This is a genomic window from Polyangium mundeleinium (assembly GCF_028369105.1).
In the GTDB taxonomy this organism is placed as follows: Bacteria; Myxococcota_A; Polyangia; order Polyangiales; family Polyangiaceae; genus Polyangium; species Polyangium mundeleinium.
The window spans coordinates 2,112,278-2,136,522 of record NZ_JAQNDO010000001.1 but is presented as its reverse complement, the minus strand read 5'-3'; the positions used below and the strand labels follow the sequence as shown (position 1 = coordinate 2,136,522).

18 protein-coding genes are annotated in these 24,245 nt (G+C 70.5%); 6 read left to right on the top strand and 12 right to left on the bottom strand.

What is annotated here, in order from left to right:
- Complete coding sequence (locus POL67_RS08600) at positions 1-1,077, top strand: sulfate/molybdate ABC transporter ATP-binding protein (RefSeq protein ID WP_271916635.1); 1,077 nt, start codon at positions 1-3, stop codon at positions 1,075-1,077.
- Here POL67_RS08600 and POL67_RS08595 read toward each other — a convergent pair whose 3' ends face one another.
- Positions 1,078-1,665 (bottom strand): hypothetical protein, encoded by a 588-nt coding sequence (locus POL67_RS08595; RefSeq protein WP_271916634.1) that lies wholly within the window; start codon positions 1,663-1,665, stop codon positions 1,078-1,080.
- A 152-nt stretch (positions 1,666-1,817) separates the two neighbouring features.
- On the opposite strand from POL67_RS08595, the gene POL67_RS08590 reads away from it, so the two are divergent.
- Complete coding sequence (locus POL67_RS08590) at positions 1,818-2,354, top strand: hypothetical protein (protein WP_271916632.1); 537 nt, start codon at positions 1,818-1,820, stop codon at positions 2,352-2,354.
- Between the two features lie 70 nt (positions 2,355-2,424).
- On the top strand, positions 2,425-3,525 hold the full coding sequence (locus POL67_RS08585; protein ID WP_271916630.1) for a CehA/McbA family metallohydrolase: 1,101 nt from the start codon (positions 2,425-2,427) through the stop codon (positions 3,523-3,525).
- Between the two features lie 36 nt (positions 3,526-3,561).
- Here POL67_RS08585 and POL67_RS08580 read toward each other — a convergent pair whose 3' ends face one another.
- Genes POL67_RS08580 through POL67_RS08570 form a run of 3 tightly spaced genes read right to left on the bottom strand, consistent with a single transcriptional unit; the run spans position 3,562 to position 9,593 of the window.
- Positions 3,562-6,705: a VWA domain-containing protein gene (locus POL67_RS08580; protein WP_271916629.1), complete on the bottom strand. Its 3,144-nt coding sequence runs from the start codon at positions 6,703-6,705 to the stop codon at positions 3,562-3,564.
- The gene (locus POL67_RS08575; protein WP_271916628.1) at positions 6,702-8,696 is read right to left on the bottom strand and encodes a vWA domain-containing protein; all 1,995 of its coding nucleotides are present in this window, start codon (positions 8,694-8,696) and stop codon (positions 6,702-6,704) included. The genes POL67_RS08580 and POL67_RS08575 overlap by 4 nt, the downstream gene beginning before the upstream one ends.
- Complete coding sequence (locus POL67_RS08570; protein WP_271916627.1) at positions 8,697-9,593, bottom strand: DUF58 domain-containing protein; 897 nt, start codon at positions 9,591-9,593, stop codon at positions 8,697-8,699. It lies immediately after the preceding gene.
- Between the two features lie 211 nt (positions 9,594-9,804).
- On the opposite strand from POL67_RS08570, the gene POL67_RS08565 reads away from it, so the two are divergent.
- Positions 9,805-12,663, top strand: a complete 2,859-nt coding sequence (locus tag POL67_RS08565) for a hypothetical protein (protein WP_271916626.1) — start codon at positions 9,805-9,807, stop codon at positions 12,661-12,663.
- 63 nt (positions 12,664-12,726) lie between these two features.
- Here POL67_RS08565 and POL67_RS08560 read toward each other — a convergent pair whose 3' ends face one another.
- Both POL67_RS08560 and POL67_RS08555 read right to left on the bottom strand, forming a co-directional pair.
- Positions 12,727-14,151 carry a serine hydrolase domain-containing protein gene (locus tag POL67_RS08560; protein ID WP_271916625.1) on the bottom strand — a complete coding sequence of 475 codons (1,425 nt, stop codon included), beginning with the start codon at positions 14,149-14,151 and terminating at the stop codon, positions 12,727-12,729.
- Between the two features lie 267 nt (positions 14,152-14,418).
- A complete protein-coding gene (locus tag POL67_RS08555; protein ID WP_271916623.1) occupies positions 14,419-17,019 on the bottom strand; it encodes a helix-turn-helix domain-containing protein in 2,601 nt (866 codons plus the stop codon).
- Positions 17,020-17,131: 112 nt separating this feature from the next.
- On the opposite strand from POL67_RS08555, the gene POL67_RS08550 reads away from it, so the two are divergent.
- Positions 17,132-17,710 carry a prolyl hydroxylase family protein gene (locus POL67_RS08550; RefSeq protein WP_271916622.1) on the top strand — a complete coding sequence of 193 codons (579 nt, stop codon included), beginning with the start codon at positions 17,132-17,134 and terminating at the stop codon, positions 17,708-17,710.
- A 3-nt stretch (positions 17,711-17,713) separates the two neighbouring features.
- Here the strand turns inward: POL67_RS08550 and POL67_RS08545 are convergent, their stop codons facing one another.
- Genes POL67_RS08545 through ybiA form a run of 5 tightly spaced genes read right to left on the bottom strand, consistent with a single transcriptional unit; the run spans position 17,714 to position 22,725 of the window.
- On the bottom strand, positions 17,714-18,313 hold the full coding sequence (locus tag POL67_RS08545; protein ID WP_271916620.1) for a Uma2 family endonuclease: 600 nt from the start codon (positions 18,311-18,313) through the stop codon (positions 17,714-17,716).
- Between the two features lie 19 nt (positions 18,314-18,332).
- Complete coding sequence (locus POL67_RS08540; RefSeq protein WP_271916619.1) at positions 18,333-19,634, bottom strand: beta-helix domain-containing protein; 1,302 nt, start codon at positions 19,632-19,634, stop codon at positions 18,333-18,335.
- On the bottom strand, positions 19,634-20,656 hold the full coding sequence (locus tag POL67_RS08535) for a peptidase associated/transthyretin-like domain-containing protein (RefSeq protein ID WP_271916618.1): 1,023 nt from the start codon (positions 20,654-20,656) through the stop codon (positions 19,634-19,636). The genes POL67_RS08540 and POL67_RS08535 overlap by 1 nt, the downstream gene beginning before the upstream one ends.
- Positions 20,653-22,137, bottom strand: coding sequence for a serine/threonine-protein kinase (locus POL67_RS08530; RefSeq protein ID WP_271916617.1), 1,485 nt, complete (start codon positions 22,135-22,137; stop codon positions 20,653-20,655). Before POL67_RS08530 ends, POL67_RS08535 begins: the two co-directional genes overlap by 4 nt.
- A gap of 30 nt (positions 22,138-22,167) precedes the next feature.
- Positions 22,168-22,725: a riboflavin biosynthesis intermediates N-glycosidase gene (ybiA, locus tag POL67_RS08525; protein ID WP_271916615.1), complete on the bottom strand. Its 558-nt coding sequence runs from the start codon at positions 22,723-22,725 to the stop codon at positions 22,168-22,170.
- A 126-nt stretch (positions 22,726-22,851) separates the two neighbouring features.
- On the opposite strand from ybiA, the gene POL67_RS08520 reads away from it, so the two are divergent.
- Positions 22,852-23,409 (top strand): hypothetical protein, encoded by a 558-nt coding sequence (locus POL67_RS08520; RefSeq protein ID WP_271916614.1) that lies wholly within the window; start codon positions 22,852-22,854, stop codon positions 23,407-23,409.
- Here POL67_RS08520 and lepB read toward each other — a convergent pair.
- A complete protein-coding gene (gene lepB, locus POL67_RS08515; protein WP_271916613.1) occupies positions 23,406-24,185 on the bottom strand; it encodes a signal peptidase I in 780 nt (259 codons plus the stop codon). The two genes, POL67_RS08520 and lepB, sit on opposite strands and share 4 nt — an antisense overlap.
- Positions 24,186-24,245 lie beyond the last annotated feature (60 nt).

The following is a 24,245-nucleotide window of genomic DNA, read 5'->3' as shown; positions in this document are numbered from 1 at the left end:
GTGGGTATCGTGGCGCGTGATCTCGTGAAGCGTTTTCCCGGCGGGAGCGGGCGGGCGGTCGACGCCGTGTCGTTCGAGATCGAGGCGGGCGAGCTCGTGGCGCTGCTCGGCCCAAGCGGCGGCGGCAAGACGACGGTGCTGCGGATCCTGGCGGGGCTCGAATCGCCCGATGAAGGGCGCGTGCTGCTCCGCGGCGTGGACGTGACGGACGTGCGCGTGCAGGAGCGGAACATCGGCTTCGTGTTCCAGAGTTACGCCCTGTTCCGGCACATGACGGTGCGTGAAAATGTCGGGTTCGGCCTGGAGATCCGAGGCAAGCCGCGGGTGGAGATCGATCGCGTGGTGAGCGAGCTGCTCGCGCTGGTGCGGCTCGCGGAGCTTGGCGAAAGGTACCCGCACGAGCTCTCGGGTGGGCAGCGGCAACGTGTCGCGCTCGCCCGCGCGCTCGCGCCGGGGCCGAGCGTGCTCCTGCTCGATGAGCCCTTCGGCGCGCTCGACGCGAAGGTGCGGCTGGAACTCCGCGAATGGCTCCGGCGCCTCCACGAGGAGCGCGCGATCACCACGGTGTTCGTCACGCACGATCAGGAAGAGGCGCTCAGCGTCGCGGATCGGGTCATCGTGATGAACCGCGGCAAGGTGGAGCAGATCGGCACGCCCGAGGAGATCTACGATCGCCCGGCGACGGCGTTCGTCGCGGGGTTCGTGGGATCGATCAACGAGCTCGAAGGCGAGGTGCGTGGCGGGCGCGCGGCGCTCGGGAGCCTCGCGGTGCACGCGCCGCCAGGCGCGGGGGACGGGACGAGCGTGCGCGCGTTCGTCCGTCCGCACGACGTCGAGCTCGTGGGCGTGTCGAGCCGCGCGGAAAAGCGCAGCAGCGTGGAGGTGGCGACCGCACGGGTCGAGCGCCTCGTGCGGGTCGGCTGGATGGTGCGGATCGAGCTCACGCTCGACGACGATCAACCGCTGACAGTGGAGCTCACGAAGGATCGCGTCGCCGAGCTCGGGCTCGCGGAGGGGGAAGAGGTGTTCGTGAACCTGCGCGACGCAAAACTCTTCGTGCAGGACTATTCGATCTAGCTAACGCGCAGGCCGGGCGAGCGCGCCGAGCACGCGCTCGGCCTCCTTGATGCGCGCGTCACGCTCAGCGAGCTTCTTGCGAAGCCGCGACGCCTCCTCGTCGGCCGCGTCGATGGCGGCCTGCTGGGCGCGGAGCTGGGCCTCGCCGTCGGGCTTGACCTTGCCGAAATAGAAGCCGAAGGCCGCGGCGAAGAGGAACATGGATCCGAGGGCGCCGAGGCGCACGGCGCGGCCGAGGCGCTGGTTCTGTTTGTCCTCCTTCAACGCAGCGAGGGCGCGCTCGTGCGCCTCGACGATCCGCATCACCTCGAGGCGCGCGTTCGCTTCGGCCTCAGCACGCGCGCGTTCGACGGCTGCGAAGCGAATCGCCTCGATCCGCGCTTCCTCGGCGCGGCGCTCGGCGTCCATTCGCGCGCGCCGCTCGGCCTCGATCCGGGCGTGCATCGAGGAGGCTTCACGCGCGTGGCGCTGGGCCTCTTCGTGTTCGAGCCGCCCCGCGGCCTCGTTCTCCGGACGAACGCGCGCCTCTTCCAGGCGCGCGAGGTACTTCAACGAAAAGAGGAGGGCGCCCTCCTGCATCGTGGCCATGCGCGACGACTCCTTCGGTCTGAATGCCCCACGCCGCGGCGCCCCAGGCGCTGCCGGGCCGAGGGTGTCCCCTTGGACGCGCGGTTTCGTGCGCCCTTGGGTGCGCCGACCGCGCGGCGGGATCCAGGCCACGGGCGTGCTACGATTTCAGCATGAATGGCTTCATCGAATCAGGCGCGGAGCAAAGGGTGGGCGGCGGCGAGAAGCGCGGGGCGCGATGGGCTCTCCTCGTCGGGGCCGCGATGGCCATGGGCACGTTCGGGTGTTCGTCCGTCGTGAGCGAGTACGACGTGGACGCGGAGTTCACCGTGACCCCCAAGGTCGACGGGTCCTTCTTCTGGTGGAACGAAGTCACGCTGGAGAGCGACGTCAACTCGTACGGCGCGGCCCGGCTCGGGTTCGTGCGGATCTCCGTGGCGCCGCCCGCAGAGGACGTCACGTTCGTCGACGAGATCCTCGGCGAAGCCGTGACCTCGACGGGGCGCACGCCGCTCGTCTCGAAGTCGGACATGCCCCCGAAGGAGCCCGACGTGATCCTCGACGTGCTCCACGACGGCGACATTCGTCCCTTCTTCGAAGACGGCAAGAAGGTCCGCGTCGAGTGGAGTGGCCGTACGAACCCGAACTTCCTGGCGTGGCCGACGGACGGGATCGACGTCTCCGTGAAAGTCAGGCTCGTCCTCGACTGAACGGGCGCGCCGCGGGGGCGCTTCCGCCCTCGCGGCGTATGGAGCTATCCTCGCGAGCAGGGAAAGGCCGATGCGATCGAAGACGGGCATGTTTCGCTGGATCGCGCTCGGCGTGGGGGTCGCCGCGATCGGCGGCGTGGCGGCTATTACGTTCACGCGTGTCCCTCCCGAGCGCACGGCCCTCGCGGCGCCCTTGTCGCTCAACATCAAGATCGAGCCGCCGAAGCTCGGCCCGCCGCACTTCGCCGAGACGCTCGACGTCTCGACGTTCCAGCGCGGCAACCTCCACACGCACAGCCAGTGGAGCGACGGCGATCGGCCGCCGAAGGACGTCTACACCTGGTATCGCAGCCACGGCTACGCGTTCCTCGCGCTCACCGATCACGACAACCGCGTCAGCCCCGAGACGTTCGCGGCGCTCGAAAAGAAGGGGTTCGTGATCATCGGGGGCGAAGAGATCACGATGATGGCCGAGGGCAAACCCGTCCACGTCAACGGCCTCTGCACGAAAAAGACGATCGGCGGCGGCCGCTTCAGCACGAAACGCGAGGCGCTGCTGCACGGGCTCACCAAGGTGCACGACCAAAAGGGCGTCGCGCTCGTGAACCACCCGAACTTCGACTGGGCGCTCACGCTGGACGATGTGCGCGTCACGCGCGGCGCGGAGCTGCTCGAGATCTGGAGCGGCCACCCGTACGTGAACACGGAGGGCAACGCGGAGCGGCCGTCCCACGAGGCCGTGTGGAACACACTGCTCGACGAGGGGTGGACGATCGCGGGCGTGGCGGTCGACGACGCGCATCACCTCGGTATGACGAAGCCGAACATCAAGCCGGCGCGGCCTGGAAAAGGCTGGGTCCAGGTGTTCGCAGAAAAGCCCGAGCGAGCGCACATCTGCGAAGGGCTCGCAAAGGGTCGGCTCTACGCGTCGTCGGGCGTGACGCTCACGCGGATCCGCGTGACCGAGAACAAGCTGAGCGTGTGGCCGAAAGAAGAAGGCGCGGTCGTCGTGTTCATCGGCGACGGCGGCAAGGAGCTCGCGAAGGTGGAACCAGGCGCCGAGGGCGACGCCTCGTACGAGCTCCGCGGCGGCGAGACCTGGGTGCGCGCGCGCGTCTCGCTGCCGGCCGGGAAGATGGCCTGGACGCAGGCGTATCGCGTCGTTCGGTAGCGCGCGTTTTTCAGGGACGCGCGTTCGTCGCGACGATCAGGATCGCGGCTGGCCTTTGCGGCGCGCGAGGAGGATCTCGGCCGCCGTGAGCGCGCGGGGCTGCGGCGGTCCCGCGGGCGGCGCGGCGCCGGCGGGCGGGGGCGCGGCCGCGGTCGGGGCCGGGATGTGTGGCCTCGCAGCGGCCGGTGGAGGCGCATGCGGGGCCGGCGCGGAGGTCTGCGCGAGCGCGGCGGCCGAGGCCGCGGGGAGCGGGGCCTCGCGGGCGGCGCGGTCGCGGGCAGCACGCTCTTTCGCTTGGAGGAGCGCGCCGACGACGGCGTCGGGCGAGCGCGGATCGGGGCGCGCGTGGGCCTCGGCGGGCTTCGGTTGCAGCGCGGCGCGCGTGCGCGCGGCCCACGCGAGGACGGGCTCCGGCAAGGCGAAGCGGCGCGCCGCGACCGCGAGGAGGAGCGCGAAGCCGGCCATTGCGATCAAGACGGGCGTGATGTCCTGGTAGGAGAAACGCCGCGCGGCGCGGTCGCCGAAGATGCCGGCGAGCGTGTCGCGCCGCTTGCCGCCCGTGAGGTCCGCGATGCGGCCGAGAAGCGCGGCGTCGGAGCCCGTGGGCCGGAGCTCCTCGCCGGCGGTGAGCGCCGCGCCCGCCGTGCCGACGACGTCGCCCGACTGCTCATCCTTGGCGATCGCGATGTACGTGCCGGGGCGCGAGAGCGGGATCGAGGCGGCATACGCGCCGGCGCCGGTGGCTTCGAGCGCGGTCTCGCGGACGAACCCGTCGGGCCCGGCGACGCGCACCATCAAGCGGCGGAACGACTGCGCGCGGCCGTCGTCGCCGACGACCGTGGCGCGCACGTGAAGCTCGCCGCCCGAGGCGTCGGCCTCGACGCGCACGCGGCCGTCCTCGCCCTTGCGCGTGAGGTCGCGCGCGAGCTGGCCGACAAGCCGCGCCGCGCCGGGCCACGTGGTCCAGCGGCGGCCCCAGCGATCCTTGAGGTCACTCGTGAACGCGCCCGATCGACCGACGCCCGCCGACCACACGGCGAGGATCGGATCGCCCTCGGGCCCGGTCATGAGCACGCTCGCGCGGCCCTTCGGGATCGTCACGACATACCCGTCGAGCGAGGGGGCCTCGTCGAGGGGAACGCCCGAGAGGATGGGCGAAGGTGCGCTGCGGGAGACGCGGAATTCTTTTTCGACGATCGACGAGCGCGCGGCGAGGATCGTCTCCTGCGTGAAGACCGCGGGCAGGCGGTTCGCGTCCTCGATGAGGTAGAAGCGGCCGCTGCCGAGGCGCGAGAGCGTCTCCAGCTCGGGCACGTCGCCGCCGTTGCCAAGCGCGACCACGCTCGTCGTGATGCCGGCGCGCAAAGCGTCGGAGACCATCGTGCGGCACGGGCCCATCTGCTCGGCGTCGGAGCCGTCGGCGAAGAGCAGCACGTGCTTGAGGTTGACCTTCTCCTTCGCGAGCGCGGCGTACGCGGCTTCGAGCGTGATGTCGACGAGGATGCCGCCGCCGCCCGGACCCACGCCGCGGATCGCTTTGTCGATCGCGGCCTTGTCGCTCACCGGGCCGAGCGGGACGCTCCAGTGGACGTCGGTGTCGACATGGAGCACGCCGAGCCGGTCGCCGCTGCCGAGCAGCGCGGCGCTGCGCGCGGCCGCCTCGTTCGCGAGCTCGAGCTTCGTGTGCGCGCCGGCCGTGGCTGCCATCGAGCCCGAGATGTCGATCCCGATCACCTCGGCGAGGCTCGCGCGGCGCCGCTCTTGTTTGAGATCAAAAGAAACCGGGGAGACCTCTTCGAGCGGCGTGCGCGCGTACCCGCCTGGGCCCATGCTGCGATCGCCGCCCATGAGGAGCAGGCCGCCGCCGAGGTCGCGCACGTAACTCGCGAGCGCGTCGATCTGGCCGGGCGACAGATCCGAGGCGCGCACGTCGCCCATCACGACGAGGTCGTAGCCGACGAGCCCCGCAAGATCCGCGGGCACGCTGCTCGTCGAGCCCTCATCCACCTGGAACGCCGCGGCCTGCAGGGCGCGCGCGACGAACGCCGTCTTGCCCGCGTCCCCGTCGAGTACGAGCGCCGATGCCTGGCCACGCACACGCATGAAGGCGCTGCCCGCGTTGTCCTCGGGCGATTGATCGAGCGCCGGGTCGGCCGCCGTGATCTCCACGTCGTAGCGATGAAACCCGGGGCCGGGCGCCTTCTCGCGGATACGCAAGACGTCCTCGCCCGCGGCGATCTTCGCGCCCGACTCCGCGATGAGCTCGCCGTCGCGACGCAGCCGGATCTGGATCGCGGCCGGGCTCGGCGACGAGGTCACGAGCCGCAGATCGATGGGCTCGCCCTCGTCCGCGCGCGTCGGCGCTCGGAGCGCGACGACGCGGATGTCCGGGATCGAGCGTTGTTCGAGCGGGACCACGTCGACCGGGATCTCCGCCGCGACGGCCGCCGCGGCCGCGGCCATCGTGTCGCCGCGCGTCGCCACGCCGTCCGAGAGCACCACGATGCGCGCGGCGCTGTCGGCGGGCACCTCGGCCAGCGAGCGCCGGATCGCCGCGCCGAGATCGGTCCCGTCGCGCCCGATGGAGACACGCTGCGGCGCGGGCAGGTCCGACTTCGGCCGCGGCGGGTCCTCCGTCGCCGCGTCTGCGCCGAAGATGATCGTGCCGATCCGATCCTCCTCGCGCATGCCGATCTCGGCCACCGTGAGCTCCTGCTTGATGCGCTGCTCGGCGCTCGGGACGAGGTCGATCGAGCGGCTGCGATCGATCGCCACGAGCACGGTGAGCCGGTCGAGCGGCCGCCCGAGCTCGGGGCCGGCCGCGGCCATGGCCGCGATGAACGTGGCGAACTGGGCGAGGAGATCGCCGAGCCGCGTGCGGAACGGGCCCTGGTTCGTCCAACCCGTCGCCATGCGGTACGCGACGAACATCGTCGACGCGAGCGCGAGCAGCGTGATCTGCGGCCGCGCGAGGCGTAGGTAACCGCCGGGGACGAGGCCCGTCCAGACGAGGCCCACGTAAAGCGCCGGCAGCGCGCCCGCGATCATCCCCGCGAGCAAGATCTTGCGTTTCGTGAGGCCCGCCTCGCGGATCACCCACCGCGCGAGCAGGACGAACACGAGCAAGCCGATGCCAACGACCACGAAAGGCACGTACGGGCGCAAGTGGCTCGGGATCACGCTGCGGCTCTCCTCTCCGGCGCCGGCGGACGCTTGGGCGCGGCGGGCGCAGCGGCGGGCGCGAGGCGGGGCTTGCGCGTCAGGTACCAGATGTCGAAGACCACGAAGCCGAGCGCCACGAGCGCGAGCACCCAGCTCCACTCGTTGTGCGCGTCGGGCTCGACGCCCGCGGCCGTCACCTTGATCTCGTCCTTGCCCGATCCAGCCGGGGCCATGACGCTGCCGAGGTCACTCTCGGCCGCGCTGGTCAGGTTCGCCGGGGCCACGATCGCGCCGCCCTCGGGGCCTTGCCACGAGAGCTGGTAGAGGCCGACCTTCGAGATCTCCGGCACGACCGCGAGCCCGCTCCGCAGCGACACGTCGAGCCGATCGCCGGTGGGTCCTTTCACCTCGACGTCTTTCGCCGACGCGGGCAAACGCACGCGGAGCGGCTCGCCGGCGCGCGCGGGCCCCGTGATGCCGTGCGCACGGTGGATACGCCCCTGCTCGAGGAGGTTTCGCATGAAGAGCACGAAGCTCGCCTTGAGCGGCCAGTCGCTGTCGCCGACGTCGAAGCCGAGCAGCGTGCCCGTGCGCGTCGGCGTGGAGATGTCGGTGGCGATCGTGCCGTCCTGCGTGCGGATGAGCTCCTGCGTGGGGCCCTCAGGCTTGAGCGCCATCGCGCGCGAGATCGACACGCCGTCGAGCGAGAGGAACCGCATGCGCGCGTCGCCCGTCTCCCACGACGTGATCGACGGGGCTTCGAGCGTCCTTCCGACCACGGTGCCGAAGCAACGCCCCGCGGGTGGCGCGACGATCAGGAGATCGCCGCCCGGCACGAAGTCCGGACATGCGCCCTCCACCACGACGAACGCGTCCATCTCGACCGCGGCCGGCTGCGCGAGCTCCGCCACCGAGAGCGTCTTCAGCGTCGTCGCCGGATCACTCACGATCGCCCGCTCGATCCACGGCGACGTTTTCTGCGGATCGGGCGCCGCGTACGCCACGGGCAGTTTGTCCCCGGCCGGCACGCGCGCGAAGGCCGCGTCGTCGACCTCCATCGCGTCGTGCGGCGCGATGTCGAAGATGAGCCCGCGCCGGTAGTCGCCGGGCGCCGGCAGGAAGTCGAGCACCACGGCCTGACGTTCGCCCGGCGCGACCAGGATCTTCCGCGATGCGAGCACGTCCGACGCGTTGTCCTCGCGCATCGTCACGTAGAGCTCGCGCGGCGCCTTGCCGAAGTTCGCGATCACGAGGAACGCCTGCACCTGCTCGCGCTTCAGCGTCGGCTCGATCCCCGACCGCACGTCGACACGCACGATGGCCGCGTTGTCCACCGGCGTGCCCACGGTGATCACCTCGATCGGGAGCGACGCACCCGAGAGCGCTGCCGGCGCGGCGAGGTTGCCGTCCGTGATCACCACGATCCGCCGTGATCCGCCGAGCTGCCGCAGCCGATCCACCGCGAGCGCCACGGCCGCGCCGAGGTCGCCCTCCACGTCGTGTACGCGCAGCGTCTTCAGCGCGGCCTTCAGCCGGACCGCGTCCCGATCGAGCGGCGCCACCACGCGCGCGTCGCGCCCCGCTTCGAGCAGGAGCGCGTCGCTGCCCGGGCCGAGCGACGACAGGATGTCCTCGGCGACCTTGCGCGCGAGCTCCATCCGCGTCTTCGTCTCCGCGCCGGCCACGCTCTGCGCCGACATCGACGCGCTCGCGTCCACGATGATCGCGAGGTGATCGCCCGTGATCGCCCTCCCCCGCGTCGCCGGCCGCGCGAGCGCGAACGCGAGCAGGAGCAGCGCCAGCGCCTGCAAGATGAGCGGCACCTGGGCGATGAGCTTCTGGAACGGCGAGCGCGCGATCAGATCCCGCTTCGCCGAGGCCCACAGCCACGTCGACGCGACGCGCTTTCGCTTCCGCCGCACCTTCAGGATGTAGAGGAGCACCAGTGGGCCGAGCAGCCCGAGGAGCGCGAGTCCCTTCGGCGCGAGCAGATCGAGCGGCGAGGACATTCAGTCGATGCTCCTCGCGACGATCCGCCGGATCGCGCTCTCCAAGGGTTCGTCCGTGCGAACCCGCACGTACGTCGCGCGCAACCGCTTCGCCATCTGCCGGAGCTCCTCGCAGAGGCCCGCGAACCGGAGCACGTACGCCTCGATCGACGCGGCATCCATGGTCACCTCGACGACCGCGCCGGTCTCGGCGTCCTCGAGCGCCCAGTCGCCCTCGTACGAAGGCTCGATCTCCTCGGGCGCGACGACCTGCACGAGCACGAGATCGTGCCCGGCCGCGGCCGCGCGGGTGAGCGCGGGGCCGAGCGGCCCGCCGTCGAGGAAATCGGAGACGACGAGGAGCATCCCTGCACGCTTGTTCTTTTGTATCAGCCGATCGACGGCGCGCGCGAGATCCGTCCCGCCGCCCGGCGTGATCCCGCCGAGCGCTCGCAAAAGCGCAGGCAGTCCACTCCGGCCCCGCACCGGCGTCTCTTCGCGCTGGATCCCCTCCCCGGCCGAGATCACCTGCACTCGCTCCGAGGCCGCGAGCGCCATGTAGCCGAAGGCCGCGGCGATACGACATGCGGACTCGAACTTCGGCGGCTCGCCGAAATCCAGGGACGCGGACGTGTCCACGAGGAGCCGCACGATCACGTCTTCCTCGGCGCGAAAGAGCTTCAGCACGGGCTCATCGGTGCGCGCGTAGGCGGCCCAGTCGATGCGGCGTAGGTCGTCGCCGGGGCTGTAGGGCCTGTGCTCCTGGAACTCCGCCGCGCCGCCGCGCCGCCGCGCGACGTGTTCGCCGGAGGCGCCCGAGCGCGCGCGGATTTCGAGCCGGCGCCTGAGCACCTCGAGCTCACGTACGAAGGCCGGATCGAGGAGCCGGGAGGGGATCCCCGGACGCGTCGCCTGCATCCGAGCCCTTCTGGCCCAGCGCCGCCGCGGCGTCGAGAGCGTCGCGCCCCGCAACCGGCCCCGGGCGTGAAGTGTTCTCGATCACCGCGCCATGGCGTCTCAAGAACGACCAAGCGCGAAGAGTAGCGGTAACAACATCTACCATCCTCCGTCGTTGAATTTTTGGGCTTACGCTGTGCTCGTCGGGCGGCTTCTTGCGACGGAGGGGGCGATGCTGAAGCGGCGAGGGTTCCAACGGCATTGGTTCGCGTGGGTGGCGATCGCCGCGATCGGCTGCGGCGACGGTGCGATCCTTCAAACCACGGGGAGCGGGAGCACGACCGGCTCCGGCGGCAGCGGCGGCATTGGAGGAATGGGCGGGAACGGGGGAAACGGCGGCTCCGGCGGCTCCGGCGGCACGATGGCCGGCTCCGGCGGCACGATGGCCGGCTCCGGCGGCACGATGGCCGGCTCCGGCGGCACGATGGCCGGCTCCGGCGGCACGATGGCCGGCTCCGGCGGCACGATGGCCGGCTCCGGCGGCACGATGGCCGGCTCCGGCGGCACGATGGCCGGCTCCGGCGGCACGATGGCCGGCTCCGGCGGCACGATGGACGGCTCCGGCGGCACGATGGCCGGCTCCGGCGGCACGATGGCCGGCTCCGGCGGCAGCGGCGGCAGCGGCGGCGGCGGCGGCAACGGAGGCTCGGGCGGCGTCGGCGGCGTCGGCGGCGTCGGCGGCATGATCGCCGGCTCCGGCGGCAGCGGCGGTATCGGTGGCTCGGGGGGCAGCGGCGGCGCCGGAGGCATCGGCGGCTCCGGCGGCAGCGTGATGGCCGGCTCCGGCGGCTCCGGCGGCGCGCCCGCATGCGTGAACGACGCCGACTGCGACGACGCCATCGGGTGTACCGCGGACGCGTGCGTGTCCGGCGCATGCATCCACCTGCCGAACAGCGCGTTCTGCGACAACGGCGCGTACTGCGACGGCGTCGAGGTCTGCGACCCCGTGAACGGCGCGGCCGGCACCGGATGCACGGCGAGCTCGGGATCCCCCTGCGACGACGGCATCGCGTGCACCGTCGACGCCTGCAACGAGCAGCTCGACGGCTGCACGAACACGCCGAACAACGCCCTCTGCGACAACAACATCACCTGCGATGGCGTGGAGACGTGCAGCGCGCTCGGGTGCGAGGCGGGGACGCCGCTCGCCTGCGACGACGGCATTGCCTGCACCAACGACTTCTGCGACCAGGCTGCCGACGGCTGCAAGCACGTCGAGAACGACGGCGCCTGCTCCGACGGCGCGTTCTGCAACGGCGCCGAGACCTGCGACAAGGTCGCGGGCTGCAAGCCCGGCGCGCCCGTCGACTGCAACGACAGCTTCCCCTGCACGGCCGATGGCTGCGACGAGGCCATGGACACCTGCACGCACGCGCCGAGCGACGTGGCCTGCGACGACAACGTCTTCTGCAACGGCGTCGAGACGTGCCAGGTCGGGCTCGGTTGCCAGGCGGGCACCCCCGTCGTTTGCAACGACAACCTCTCCTGCACGGCCGATAGCTGCTCGAACGCACAAAAGAAGTGCGTGGTTTCGCCGAACGACGCGGCCTGCTACGACGGCATGTCCTGCAACGGCGACGAGGTCTGCGATCCGGCCGGCGGCGCCGCCGTCACCGGCTGCAGGGCCGGCACGCCCGTGATCTGTCCGTCCGACGGCATCGCCTGCACGAACGAGGCTTGCAAGGAGCCGTTCGGCGCCTGCGGCTCCTCGCCCGACAGCAGCCAGTGCCCCGCCGGAGAGGTCTGCGTCCCGCTCCTCGGCGGCTGCACCACGGCGAAGCCCTGCACGACGGACGCGGAGTGCGACGACGGCGACGCCTGCGACGGCGTCGAGTTCTGCGACGTCGTATGCAAGGACGGCGTCCCGCCCAACTGCAACGACGGCGTTCCCTGCACCGTCGACGCCTGCGACCCGCAGACGGGCGCGTGTTCGAACCTGCCGAACAGCAACGTCTGCAACGACGGCCTCACCTGCAACGGCACCGAGACCTGCAACCCGTTCGTCGGCTGCATGGGCGGCACGCCCGTCAACTGCAACGACGGCGTCGCGTGCACGTACGACCTGTGCAACGAGCCCACGGGCACGTGCGCGCACTTCCTGCAGGATTACATCTGCGACGACGGCGTCTTCTGCAATGGCGCCGAGTCCTGCGGGGCCTCCGGCTGCAGCCCTGGCTCGCCGCCCGTCTGCAACGACGGCATCGCCTGCACGACCGACGTCTGCGACCCGATCCTCGACACCTGCAAGGGCCTCCCGAACAACAATCTCTGCGGCTGCGGCGAGACGTGCAACCCCGCGCAGGGCGGCTGCGGCAACTTCTGCCAGGTCGCGACGTGCCAGGGCAAGACGTACGCCTGCGGCGACTGCATCGACAACGACGGCGACTGCAAGACAGACGCGGCCGACGACCAGTGCCTCGGCCCCTGCGACAACACCGAGAACAGCTTCTACGGCGGCATCCCCGGCCAGAACAACTCGCCCTGCAAGTCGGATTGTTATTTCGATCAGGACACCGGCGCGGGCAACGACGATTGCTACTGGAGCCACAAGTGCGACACGCTCGAGGTCCCGCCGAACTACCCGCCGGAGGGCAGCCAGTGCGCGTACAACCCGAACGCGAACATCGCCGGGTACAACGGAACGTGCGCCATGGCGTTCGCCACGCAATCGCAGACCTGCCTCGATTATTGCGGCCCGCTCACGCCGAACGGCTGCGACTGCTTCGGCTGCTGCGCCCTGCCCGGCCTGAATCACACGGTCTGGCTCGGCTCGGAGAACCCGGCCGGCACGGGGAGCTGCAACGCGAACACGCTGAACGACGCGTCGAAGTGCAAGCCGTGCACGCAGGTCACCGCGTGCCTCAACACGTGCGAGCTCTGCGAGGTCTGCATCGGCAAACCGGACCTGCCGCCCGGCTGCATCGAGCAAGTCTGCCCGCCCGGCGTGCAGAAATGCGGCTTGCCCGGCCAGGACCCCTGCCCCCTCGGCGAGAGCTGCATCACCGGGTGCTGCCAACCGAATCCGCAGTGAACCCTTGAAACGAAGCGAGGGGACGCGCGCCGACCTCACGACGCGCGCCCCTCGGGCTTGGGATCACGGCCCCGTGATCGAGAGCTGCACGAGGTCGTTCACGACGTGCGGCTGGATCGCGCCGAGCATGTTCTCGTACCCCGGCCAGAGCAGGTTCCCGCTTCCGTCGACCTGAATGCCGTCGGGCCCGACGAACGACGGCAAACCGTGGTTCGTCAAGAGGACGATCACGAGGTCCCGCGAGGGATCCGGGTCGACCGTGAGGAACGTGCCGGAGCCGCCGATCTTCGAGGCCGCATACGGCGACGCGTAGAGGCCCGTCACGACGTGGGCCCCCGGCGAGGCGTCCGCGAGCTCCCAGCCGTATCCCTTGTTCGCGAAGAGCAGGTCGTCGAGCCAGCTCGACGTCGCGCCGTGGATGCCGAGCGGCGTACCCGAGGCGTCCTTCGACTGCACCTCCATCATCTCCTCGACGAGCGCCGGCGCCGCGAGCGAGTCGATGCCGCACGACCACATCCAGGGCGTGCAGTAGCCCCAGCTTGGATTGCCGAGGACGCGCGCGCCGCGGTTCAGGAACATCTGCCCGAGCAGCGCCAGATCCCACGCCGTCGAGAAGGTCCCGTCGCAGCCCGTCACGCCGTGCCCTTGCGACTCGATCCAGTAGTCCTGGTCGTCGGCCACCTCGCCGCGCATGTACCGGGGCGAGCCGTCCGGCTCGCGCACCGTCGAGTAACCCGTGCCGACGAAGCGGCTCGACTTCGACGGCATGGTCACGAGCGGCCTCCACGCCGTGTCCTTCATGCCGAGCGGGCTCAGGATCCGGTTCTTCGCGAGCACGTCGAGCGGCGCGCCGCCTGCCGCCTCGGCGACGCGGCCGAGCAAGCGATACGCGATGTCGCTGTAGAACACCGCCGTGCCCGGCGTGTAGGTGAGGCTCTCGGCGATCATCGTGTTCCACGGATCCGGGTCGCCGACGAGCGACGCGGCGGCGTCGATGGCGTGGCCCGACGTGAAGCGGACGAGGTCGGCCACGAGCACGCCCGACTTCTCCGGCGTGGCGAACTCCGGCAGGTACGCCGCGACCGGCGCCGAGAGGTCGAGCAGGCCTTGGTCGTGGAGATCGATCGCCACGAACGCCGTGAAGATCTTGGTGATCGATTGCAGGTCGAAGATGCCGTCTTTGGGCATCGAAGGGTTTTGCCAGGAAGGACCGGCGAAGTTCCCATCCCGGCGGCCGTACGCCTTGTGGAGCACGACCTTGCCGTGACGCGCGACGAGCAACACGGCCCCGTCGATGCCGCCGGCGTTCACGGCGTTCTGCACGTGCGCCGACGCCTGCGCGAGGCCGTTCGGGTCCATCGAGACCTGATGGGGCGTGACGGCGTACTGCAGGCTGTAGGGGCGCGATGCGCTGGAAGGCGTCGCGGAAGCGAGGGCCGGAGCTGCGAGGATGGAAGTTAACAGCGCCGCGAAAGCGAGACGTCTCATGGTTCCTCCGTCGGGGGAGCAAGGATCTTGGGTGCCCCGCAGGGTTTTTCGGATCGTGGCGGCGCTCGAGGCGTTTCGTGGGATCTCCGGGTCGACGCCGCGCCGGGGCGCGATCGTCGTGTCCCCGAGGCTCGGCGTGGGTACACCGCTCGTTACGAGCACTCGTCGACAATCCGGGGGCGTTACAAGGATAGTTGCCTTTCTGGATGCTTGTGAATCCTGGTACGTGACGAAACGAAATCGATTGCCTCCGTGGCAGACATAAAGTCAGCGCCGACACACCTCCTCGCGCGTCGCCTCGCACCCGGGATGGCCGATCCGCTCCCGCAAAACGAGCGCCTCTTCGAGGTACCGCTTGCCAAGCTCCGCTTCGCCCACGCTCGAATGACAGAGCCCAGCCCAATGCAACACGTCTGCGCGCCCCCAGGTATCTTCGCCAAGGGCTTGGCGCTGCACGTCCTTGGCCCGCCCCATCGCCGCCTCGTCGCCCCGCGCGTGCGCGATTTCGAGCCCGAGCGCGAGGAGCCGCGTCCGGAACAGCCCGAGCCCACACGCCTCCGCGAGCTGCTCGCCCGCGAGCGCCTCCCGCGCCGCCTCGAAAAACGCCCCCCGCGAAAGCGCGATCCGCGCCGTGAGCTCGTGCACGCGCGCCGCCATTTCCACCTCCCCGGAGACAGCGACCCACGCCCGCGCCGCGTGGAGACGTCGCTCCGCCTCCGCCGGATCCTCGTCCACCACGGCGAGCCCGAGCAGCACCTGCCCCTGCGCCGCGTGCCCGGCCCAGCCGAGGCGCTCACAGGCGGCCACGTTCGCCTCGGTCATCTGGACGGCCTCCTCGCGCTGCCCGAGCGCGAGCAAATGCTCCGCCTCCCATAAACCGCGCCGCGCGACCCGCGCGTCCCCCATCGCCACGAGCCGCGAAAACCCCGCGCGCGCAGCATCGATGTCCCCGAAATCGTGCGCGATCGACGCGGAGAGCGCGATTCCGCGGGCGATGTGCGTGCCGAGCCCGGCCGACTCCGCCATCACGAGCGACTGCGACACGTGCGCCCGCGCCGCCGAAAGCGCCCCCGCGAGCCGCTCGGTGTACGCCAAGGTACGCAATCCCGTCACGAGGTGAGACACCTCGGGTGTCCCTTCGACCAGCGTGTTGTGCGCCTCGTAGGAGCGCCGGGCAAACGTGAGGTCGCCGAGCGCCCCCGCATAAAGCCCGCGCTCGTAGAGCAATGCAAGACGAAAGCCCAACGCAAGCGACGCGGCGGGCGAGGCCGGATCGGTTGTCTCGCCAAACAATCGTAAAATCCGTGCTCCGCGGCTCATTTCACCGAGGACAAGCCCGAGGTGTGAAAAGGCGCCCAGGGTTTGCGAGTACACCCGATATGCCTCGGTCGGCTGGCCCGCGTCGTTCAAAGCCCGGATCACCTCCTCGACGGCGTCGAGGCGGCCGCGGTCCCGGGGTTTTTGCCGCGGCGCGAAGATCAACGTGCCCTCGGACGGCGCGGTCATCGCCGCCTGCACGGCCGAGGGCGAGACCGGGACCAACGAGCGGAAATGGTCCCGGACGAACGGGTGCGACGACCACCGCGGCGGCTCACCCCCGGCGCGGAAGACGAGCCCGAGCCGTTCGAGGCGGGCGAGCGCGCGGCGAACGCCCTCCGTGGAGGCCCCCGCGAGCGCGCCCGCGACACGCGGGGAGGCCGATGCAAGCGCGAGCAGCGCGTCCTCGTCGGCGCCGGACGAAAGCACGGAGAGGCGCGCGAGGAGATCCCGCTCGGCGTCGGGCAACGCGGCCGCGTACGCCGAGAGGACCCGCGCGAGGCGCCGGGCCAGCGGATCGTCACGCGCGGCCTCGGCGAGATCGAGCGGATCGAGCGGACGCAAATCGCCCCCGAGAAACGCCCCCGCATACGAGCCCGCGACCGCGAGCGAGAGCGCATGCCCGCCCGAGGCATGAACGACGCGCGCGAGCGCCTCCCCATCCCCGTCCGCGCCCCACGACCGGAGCAACCGCTCGGCGTCGATCGGCGAGAGCGGCCCGAGCTTCACGGTGCGCGCGCCCGCGTCCGCCCAGGGCGCGAGATCGCCCAGCAAAAACCTCGACGTGACGAGCGCGCGCGCCGCTCCGAGCCCCCGCGCGAGCGCCACGAGCAGCCGCCGGAGCAGCGGATCTTCGAGCTCGCCGTGCGCACGTGAGGCCCCGCCCGCGGCCTGCACGGTCTCCAGCCCATCGAGCACGACGAGGTGCGGCGGCCCGCTCCCGAGCGCCAGCAAGAGCGTCTCCAGCCGCTCCCCGGCTTGCGGCTCCGCCCCCGCGAAATACCGCACGGCGTGGGCCAAAAACGCCTCGGTTCGTTCGTCGTCGTAAAAACTCCACACGAAGAGCCCGCCGCGCCGCGGCGCATCCCCGATTCGCGTGACGAGCCGCTCGGCGATGGCTGTCTTCCCCGCGCCGCCCACGCCCACGAGCGCGACCACGCCCGGCCCCTTGCCTTTCTCGGGCGCCGACGCCCACGTCCAAAGCTCCTCCAGGATGTCCTCGCGCCCCACGAAATGCGGCGCGCGCTGGAGCGTGTGCACGTGCTCGGGCGAAAAGAGCCTCGGCGCGGGCGCGAGGGGCGCCGGGGCGGGCGCGGGATCGGCCTCGATCACGAGATCGGCCGCGGCGATCCCGAGCTCGGCGGAGAGCTTTTCGAGGAGCTTTCGCCGGGCGGGTTGCCGGACCGAAAAGCCGCCCTCGTTGACCTCGCCGGATTCGTACCGGCGATACGTGCGCACGTCCACGCCGACCGAGGCCGCGAGCTCCTCCTGGGTGAGCTCGAGCTCGAGGCGCGCCCGCAGCAAGGCCTCGTGATGGAACCGCTGCGCCATTCGCGTCGCGCATCATCCTTCCGCGCGGCGCTCCTGTCCACCGCCCGGCCCGCCCGGTTCCTGCCCGGTTCTGCCCTGTCCTGCCGCCCAGCGCGCCCGCATGGTGTCCTGCATGAACGCCATCGAGAAACGCCTGCTCTCGACCGATCAGGAGCTCTTCACGCTCGCGAACGTCCTCGCCCCCGCCGAGTGTGACGACCTCATCCGGCGCGCCGAGGCCCACGGCTTCACGGACGCGCCGATCACGGTGGGCCCGAACAAGTTCAGGATGGCGCCGGACATCCGCAACAACCGGCGCGTCATGCAGGACGACCCGGCCCTCGCGGCGCTGCTCTGGCCGCGGATCGCGGCGCACGTGCCGTCTCCGCTCGGCGCGTATCGCCCCGTGGGGTTGAACGAGCGATTTCGGTATTACCGCTACACGCCGGGGCAGCAATTCGACTGGCACCGGGACGGCGCGTATGTGCGGACGCCGGAGGAGCAGAGCCTGCTGACGTTGATCTTTTACCTGAACGAGGCGTGCGTCGGCGGGACGACGGACTTCGTGTTCGTGACCGACGACGAGCTCCGCGTGGCGCCGCGGCGCGGGATGGCGCTCGTCTTCTCGCACCCGATGTACCACCGGGGAGCGCCGGTGATCGAGGGGACGAAATACGTTCTCCGAACGGATGTGATGTATCGGCGAGGGTGAGGGTCAGGGGGTGGGGGGAGTGGCAGGCGTAGGGGCAGGCGGCATCCAGAGCCGGGAGAGCTCGATATCGACCGCATCAAAAGGCTCGGCGCGGACGCGCTCGTCCCCGCCAAACGTCGCGGCGACGACCCATACCTTGCCCTCCAGCCGGTAGACCTCGAGCGTCTGCCGCTCCGGGTCGATGATCCAGTAATGGTGAGCGCCGTGTTGGGCGTAGAGCCTGAGCTTCGCTGTCCGGTCCGAGCGCGCCGTGCTTGGCGAGACAATCTCGCAAACCCAGTCCGGGATCACGAGGAGCGGGCCTTCGTTCGGCTCCTCGAAGCGTTCGCTCCGCCAGCCCGCCAGATCGGGCACCCGGATCTCCTCCCCGAACCTGATGCCTGGCTCGACGCGGATCTCCCAGCCGCCCGGCCCCCCTTCGCCCAGGTCGAAGGCACCGCCAATTTTCGCGTGAAGCTTCGCCTGCGTACGCCCGTGCGGCGGATTCGGCCGCGGCAGGAGGACGATCTCCCCGCCCACGATCTCCCCGACGACCCCCTCAGGCAATTCCGCCAGGTCTTCCCAGGTCTTCGGATGTTTCGCCGTGCGAGCCGGATCCGACATGCCCGCACCCTACCACATCTCAACGGTCCGGAAACGCCGTCCACCCCTCGAAATCCGGGCACACCTCGCCGCAGGCGCCCACGAAGAGCGCGCTCGGATCGAAAAACCCGTCGTCCGGCGGCGCGATTGCGCCCGAAAGCGCCTCCGCCCCGCTCACGAGCGACAGATAGATCGCGCCGTTCGTGAACAACGGCAAACCACTCTCGCTCGCCGAAAGAGCACGATTGCTCCGCGCCGGATCCATGGCCCAATCCGACGCCGAGAACGCGGGCTCGTCGTCCACGAAGTTGTCGTCGTTCGCGAAAATCGAATGCCGGATGTCGAGCAGCCCCTCGTTCGCATTCTCTTGCGTCGGCGTCTCCTCGATGCCCAGGCCCGACGTCCCCGCGCTCGCCACGAGCATGTCGAACATCCGCCCCCGCGTCCCGCCCCGCAGCTTGACGTTCGGACCGTACTGGTCGTCCATCCCGATCAAGGTCACGTTGTAAAGCAAGGGATCCGATGGCGCCGAGCCCGCGCCGTTGATCTCGGCGTCGCTCGTGCCCTGGCCGGCCTGGATGCCCGTGTCGCCCTGCATGTTGCCCATCACGACGCCGATGAATTGGCCCTTGCCACGCCAGCCGAGCGCCCAATCGAAGCCGTCGTCCTCGAACATCGTGATGAGGATGTGCTTCACCGACACGGTTCCGCCCCGCAAATCCATGGCGTCGCTTTCGGTGCGGTGGACCTGCACGTGGTCGACGACCGTGCCGCTGCCGACGCCCTCCAAGCGGAATCCGCCCGGCGAGCCCGAGAAACCTTTGTTCCGGCCCGCAAATTCGATCCGCACGAATTCGAACTCGCCGCTGCTATCGTCCTCGACCGTCCCGCCGCAGGAGGCGCTGATGCCGGGAGGAAGGACATCCAAGGAGCGCACGCCGCCGGGGGCGCCGTTGATCGGGGCGCGGCCACAAAGGATGACGCCCCGCCAATCCCCTTCGGCGCGCTCGGACGCGGCGCTCGTGAAGACGATCGGCGCCTCCTTCGTGCCCCGCGCGAGGATCCGGGCGCCCGGCTTCACGAGGAGCCCGCCTTCCGACTGGGCGAGGACCTGCGTTCCCGCCTCGATCGTGAGCGTCGCACCCTCTTCGACCACCACGAATCCCGTGAGGAGCGTGGTCTGATCGGCATACCACGTCGTGTCCTCGCCGATCGAGCCGGACACCTCGATGCTCGGGCGGAGCACGCCCTCCTCGATGCCAAAAACCGAGGCGCACCCCGTCGCGCCCACGCCACCGAGCGCCCCGAGGACGAAAACGAGCTTGGCAGGACGAACGCGCATCAAAAGCTCCCTCGCGCGAAGATCCCCCCGGGCCCGAACGTCAACACGGCGCGCGGCTTCGGCGCCGCGTCTGCCGACCCCCGCGTCGCGAGCGATACGACGAGGAGCGCGGCGCCAGCCGCCGTGAGGACCGCGCCGGGCACGAAAATCGTCGTCCCCACGCCCGCGAGATCCTTCGCGTCCTTGCGAATCACGACGCCCTCCCGATCACAATACGTCGCGTCGCAAAACGACGACGCCTCGTCGAACCGCGCGCGCGCCGCGAGCCCCACGCCGAGGGACGCGCCCATCGTGAGAACGCCCGCCCCTCCCACCACGATGCCTGCAATCCCGAGCGCCCCGATTCCTTGGGGCGGCGGCCGAGGCAGGGGGGCTGGCGGAGGCGGAGGCGGCGGCAGCTTCACCGGCTCGGGCGAAGGCTGCGGCGGCGCCTCGATTGTCTTCGCGTCTTCGAGCGGCGGCAGGGTCACGGTCGTCGTCGCCGATCCCGGCTCGATGACAACAGACACCGAATACGGCGTTTTTCCGGGCGCGTTCGCCTCGATCTTGTACGTGCCCGGATCGATGGGCACGGCCGTGTTCCACAGGACGGCCGAGACATCCAGCGCGTCGCGGCGCACGACGAGGCCCTCGCGCGAAACCGAATCTGGCACCTCGATGCGGAGACGCGAAAGCTTCGATTCGAGGGCGTCCGCCCGCGCCCGCCCCATCTTCTCCCGCTCCGGTTGCCCCGCCCGGCGCGCCGCGTCGGCCGCCTCGCGGAACGTGGCCCACGCGGTCGCCAGCTTGCCGAGTTTTTCCTGGCAATCTCCGAGGTACAGCAGCGTCCCGACGCCCGAATCGAGCTTGTGGCTCTCCGCGAGCCGCGGGCACGCGTGCTCGTAATCGCCCTTCTCCATGAGCGCGAGCGCCTCCTTGAAGAGGTGCTCGGCCGCGGCCACGTCGCCCTGCTGGGCAACCCCCGGCCGCGTCGCGCCCAAAAGCGCCAAGGCGAGGAAAAACCCGGCGGCGCGTTTCTTCATTTGCGGCCTCCGAAATCGGGAAGGAGGCCGGGGGTGGGTGCCGCGCTCGGCGCCTGGGTCGAGGCGGGCTTCGTCGCACCGGTCTTCACGGGCGCCGCAACCTTGGGCACCGCCACGCTCGCGGCAGGCGCCCCCGACGTGCTCGAAGGCGCGGCGGTCGTCTCGGGCGTCGGAGCGGGCGCAGCCGTCACGCTCGGCGCGGGCGCCACGGTCACGGCCGGCGCGGGCGCCTCGATGGCCGGCGGCCGCGCCGGCTCCGCGGTCATGGTCTTCTCCTCGCGGCCCCCGAGCACCCGCGCCCCCACGATTCCAAGGAGCAAAGCGACCACGCCTGTCAGGACGAACCATTTCCCCGATCGCGACGTCGCCCCCGGCTGGGTCTGCGACCACTCCGAAGCCGTCTTCCCCATCGTCGGCGCCGAAACCCGCTCGCCCGTCGTCCCTCCAGACGGAGCCTCCTTTTTCCGAAGCGACGAGCCCGTCGTTTGTCCAGGCGATTTGTTTCCCGGTTTCGAGACCGGCGCCTCGGGCCGCAAGCTCCCCGCGTCGCGCGGCCCGGCGAGGTGCGCGTGAATGCGATCGAGCAGCGCCCTCGACCGCTCGGGCACGAAGGGGGCGAGGGCGTCCGCGAGCTCGGCGACGCTCTGGAATCGATCGGCCGGGTGTTTTTGCAGGCAACGCAGCACCACCTCGCCGAGCTCGGCCGGAAGATCCTCGCGGTGGCGCTGCGGCGGCTCCGGATCCTCGGTCATCAGCACCATGATGAGCGAACCGAGCGAATCCGCGACGAATGGCATCCCTCCGGTGAGCGCCTTGTACAGCACCACGCCGAGCGACCAGATGTCGCTGCGCGCGTCGACCTCCCGCGCCGCGCGAAACTGCTCGAGCGACATGTACATCGGCGAGCCGAGCAGCGCGTTGCTGCGCGTGAGCGCCGTACCGTCGATCGCCGCCGGATCCTCGTGCTTCGCGATTCCGAAATCGAGCACCTTCACCACCGGGCTCCCGTCGGCCCGCCGCGTCACGAATAGATTCGCGGGCTTGATGTCGCGGTGCACGATGCCGCGCCCGTGCGCCTCGGCGAGCGCCTCGCACGTCTGGAGCAGGATCTCGCACGCCTCCTCGATCGGCAGCTTGCCCGCCGCGCGGATCATCGCGTCGAGGTCCTTGCCTTCGAGCAGCTCCATCACGAGGTAGGGAACCCCGTCGTCGAGCGTGCCGAAGTCGAGCATGCGCGTGACGTGCTCGCTCCGGAGCTTCGTCGCGGCCTGCGCCTCGCGCAAAAAGCGCTTCTTGCCGACCTCGTTCTTGGCGGCGGCCTCGAGCATGAACTTGATCGCCACCCGCTGCTCGAGCTCCGTGTGCTCGGCCGCGACGACGGCCCCCATGCCGCCCACGCCGAGCACACGATCGACGCGGTATTTCCCGGCGATCACGTCGCCCGCCTTGACCGGAAGCTCGATTTCGCTGTCGCTACTCATCAGCCGCGCACATTGCCTCGGGGGCCGAGCCTATCGAGGACGCGCCGCGCCGGCAAGCCCCTCGCGCGCGTCCATGAGCGCAAACCCCAGCAAATTCAGCCCCCGCCAGGCCCGAGGGTCCGTCGCGCGCGGATTCGACGCGCCGAGCCCGATGCCCCAGATCGCGTCCTTCGGGCTCGCCTCGACGAGGATCTTCGACCCCGTGCCGACCAGCCAATCGCCGAGCGCCGTGTTCTGGCCGAACTTCGCGGCGCTCGCCTCCACCACGATGCCGTAGCGGTGCTCGCGCCAGCGCGCCTCGTCGAAATCATGCACCTCGCGCCCGAGCGCCTTTGCCTCGGCCGGATCCTCCGTCGCCAGGATCTTCGCGCGCGTCGCTTCGTCCCCGAAGAGCCGCGCCTTTTCGGCCATCATGAAATGCTCGGCGGCCGCGTACCTCTGTCCGCGCACGACGAACGGCGCGGGATACCATTGGCTCAAGATGAAAGGACCGAGCGTCCCCTCTTTGCTCGGCGTATGGCCCCAGAAGAACAGGAAATCGAGCGGCTCGCCGCGTTCTTGCTGGGCGATCAGGGTGGCGACGTCCATGGCGGGATCCTACCGCATCTCGAAGCGCGCGGGGAAGCGTCCTCGCCGTTCCTCTTGGACCAAAACCTGCTGCGGCGGTACTGTGTTCGCAAAACCGGCGCCCTGGCGCCGGAGGAGGACGACTTCATGCGCTCATTCGCTTTGCTTTTTGCTTCGGCTGTGCTCTTCGCCGCCCCGCCCGCCCTCGCCGACGTGGTCGACTTGCCCCCGACGAATTGCCCCGACGGCAGCGAGGGCGCCACGTGTCACGGCGGCCCGCACTGCGCGCCGCGGGACTGCATGACGGACGCCGATTGCAAGGGCGGCGCCACCTGCGCGGATCGCTCGTTTTGCATGCAGGAAATCAACTGCGTGGGCGGCTGGCTCAATCCGGACGCCGCCCTGCCGCCGCTCACGCCCATCGTGGTCGAGCCTTGCGACGCCGCAGGCGCCTGCGCGACCGGCACGTGCAAATCCATCAAGGTCTGCGTCGACGGCGCCCAGGCGGGCTCCGGCAGCGGCGGGAACGGCGCGGGCGGCGCAGGCGCGGGCGACGGCGCGGGGGGAGGCGAGGACGGGGGCGACCTCGTGGTGAAGTCATGCTCATGCACCGCCGTGGGCGACCACGCCGCGCCGTGGCTCGGGCTCGCCATGGTCGCCGTGGGCACCGGAATCGCCGCGGCGCGCAGGCGGCGCTCGCGTTAACGCGCGGGCGGCGTCGTCACGGCGGGTTTTTCCTTCAAGCACTTTTCCATCGCAGGCCCGAGCGACGCCGCGCCGGCCGGCAGGACGGGCGGCCCGTCCATGGGCGTGCCCGTCCTGCCGGAAAAACCGCCCATCACGATCCTCCCCACGTGCCCGATCACCGTGGAAATGGGCACACCGCTTCCGATTCCGCCCTTCCAGCTCCGCGAGTCGTGGCTGTTCATCCGGTTGTCGCCGATGACGAACACCTCCCCCGGAGGCACACGCCACGGTCCTTGCAACATCCCGCAAATCCCGCCCCGGCACGATTGCATCCCGCTGCAATCGATATCCTTCTCGCACGTCCCCCCGTCGACCGGTCCGTCGAGCAAAACGCCGTACACGTGATCGCCGATCCATTCGAGGAAGAGCTCGTGCCTCTGCCCCTCCCAATCGTATCGGCCCACGCGACACTGCGGGACGCGAAAGCCGTTGATGATGGGCCGCCCGTCCACGAACTGGATCTCGTCCCCCGGCATCCCGATCACCCGCTTCATGAAGAGCTGCTCCGGGTTCTCGGGGAACGGAAAGACGATCACCTCGCCGCGATGCACCTCGCCACCCCGCGTCGCGGAGACGTGGTCGCCGGGCACGAGCGTGGGTAACATCGCCCCGGACGGGACCTTGTACACCTTGATCATCACGCCGAGCACGACGAAGATCAGCACGAGGAGGCCCAGGATCACGTAGGCCCACTGCGCCGCGCGCGTCTTGCGAGCCGGGGAGGCGTTGGACATGACGGCCCCCTACCCCGATCCGCGCCCCGCGAGAAGCCGCCCGAGACAAAGACCCGAGCT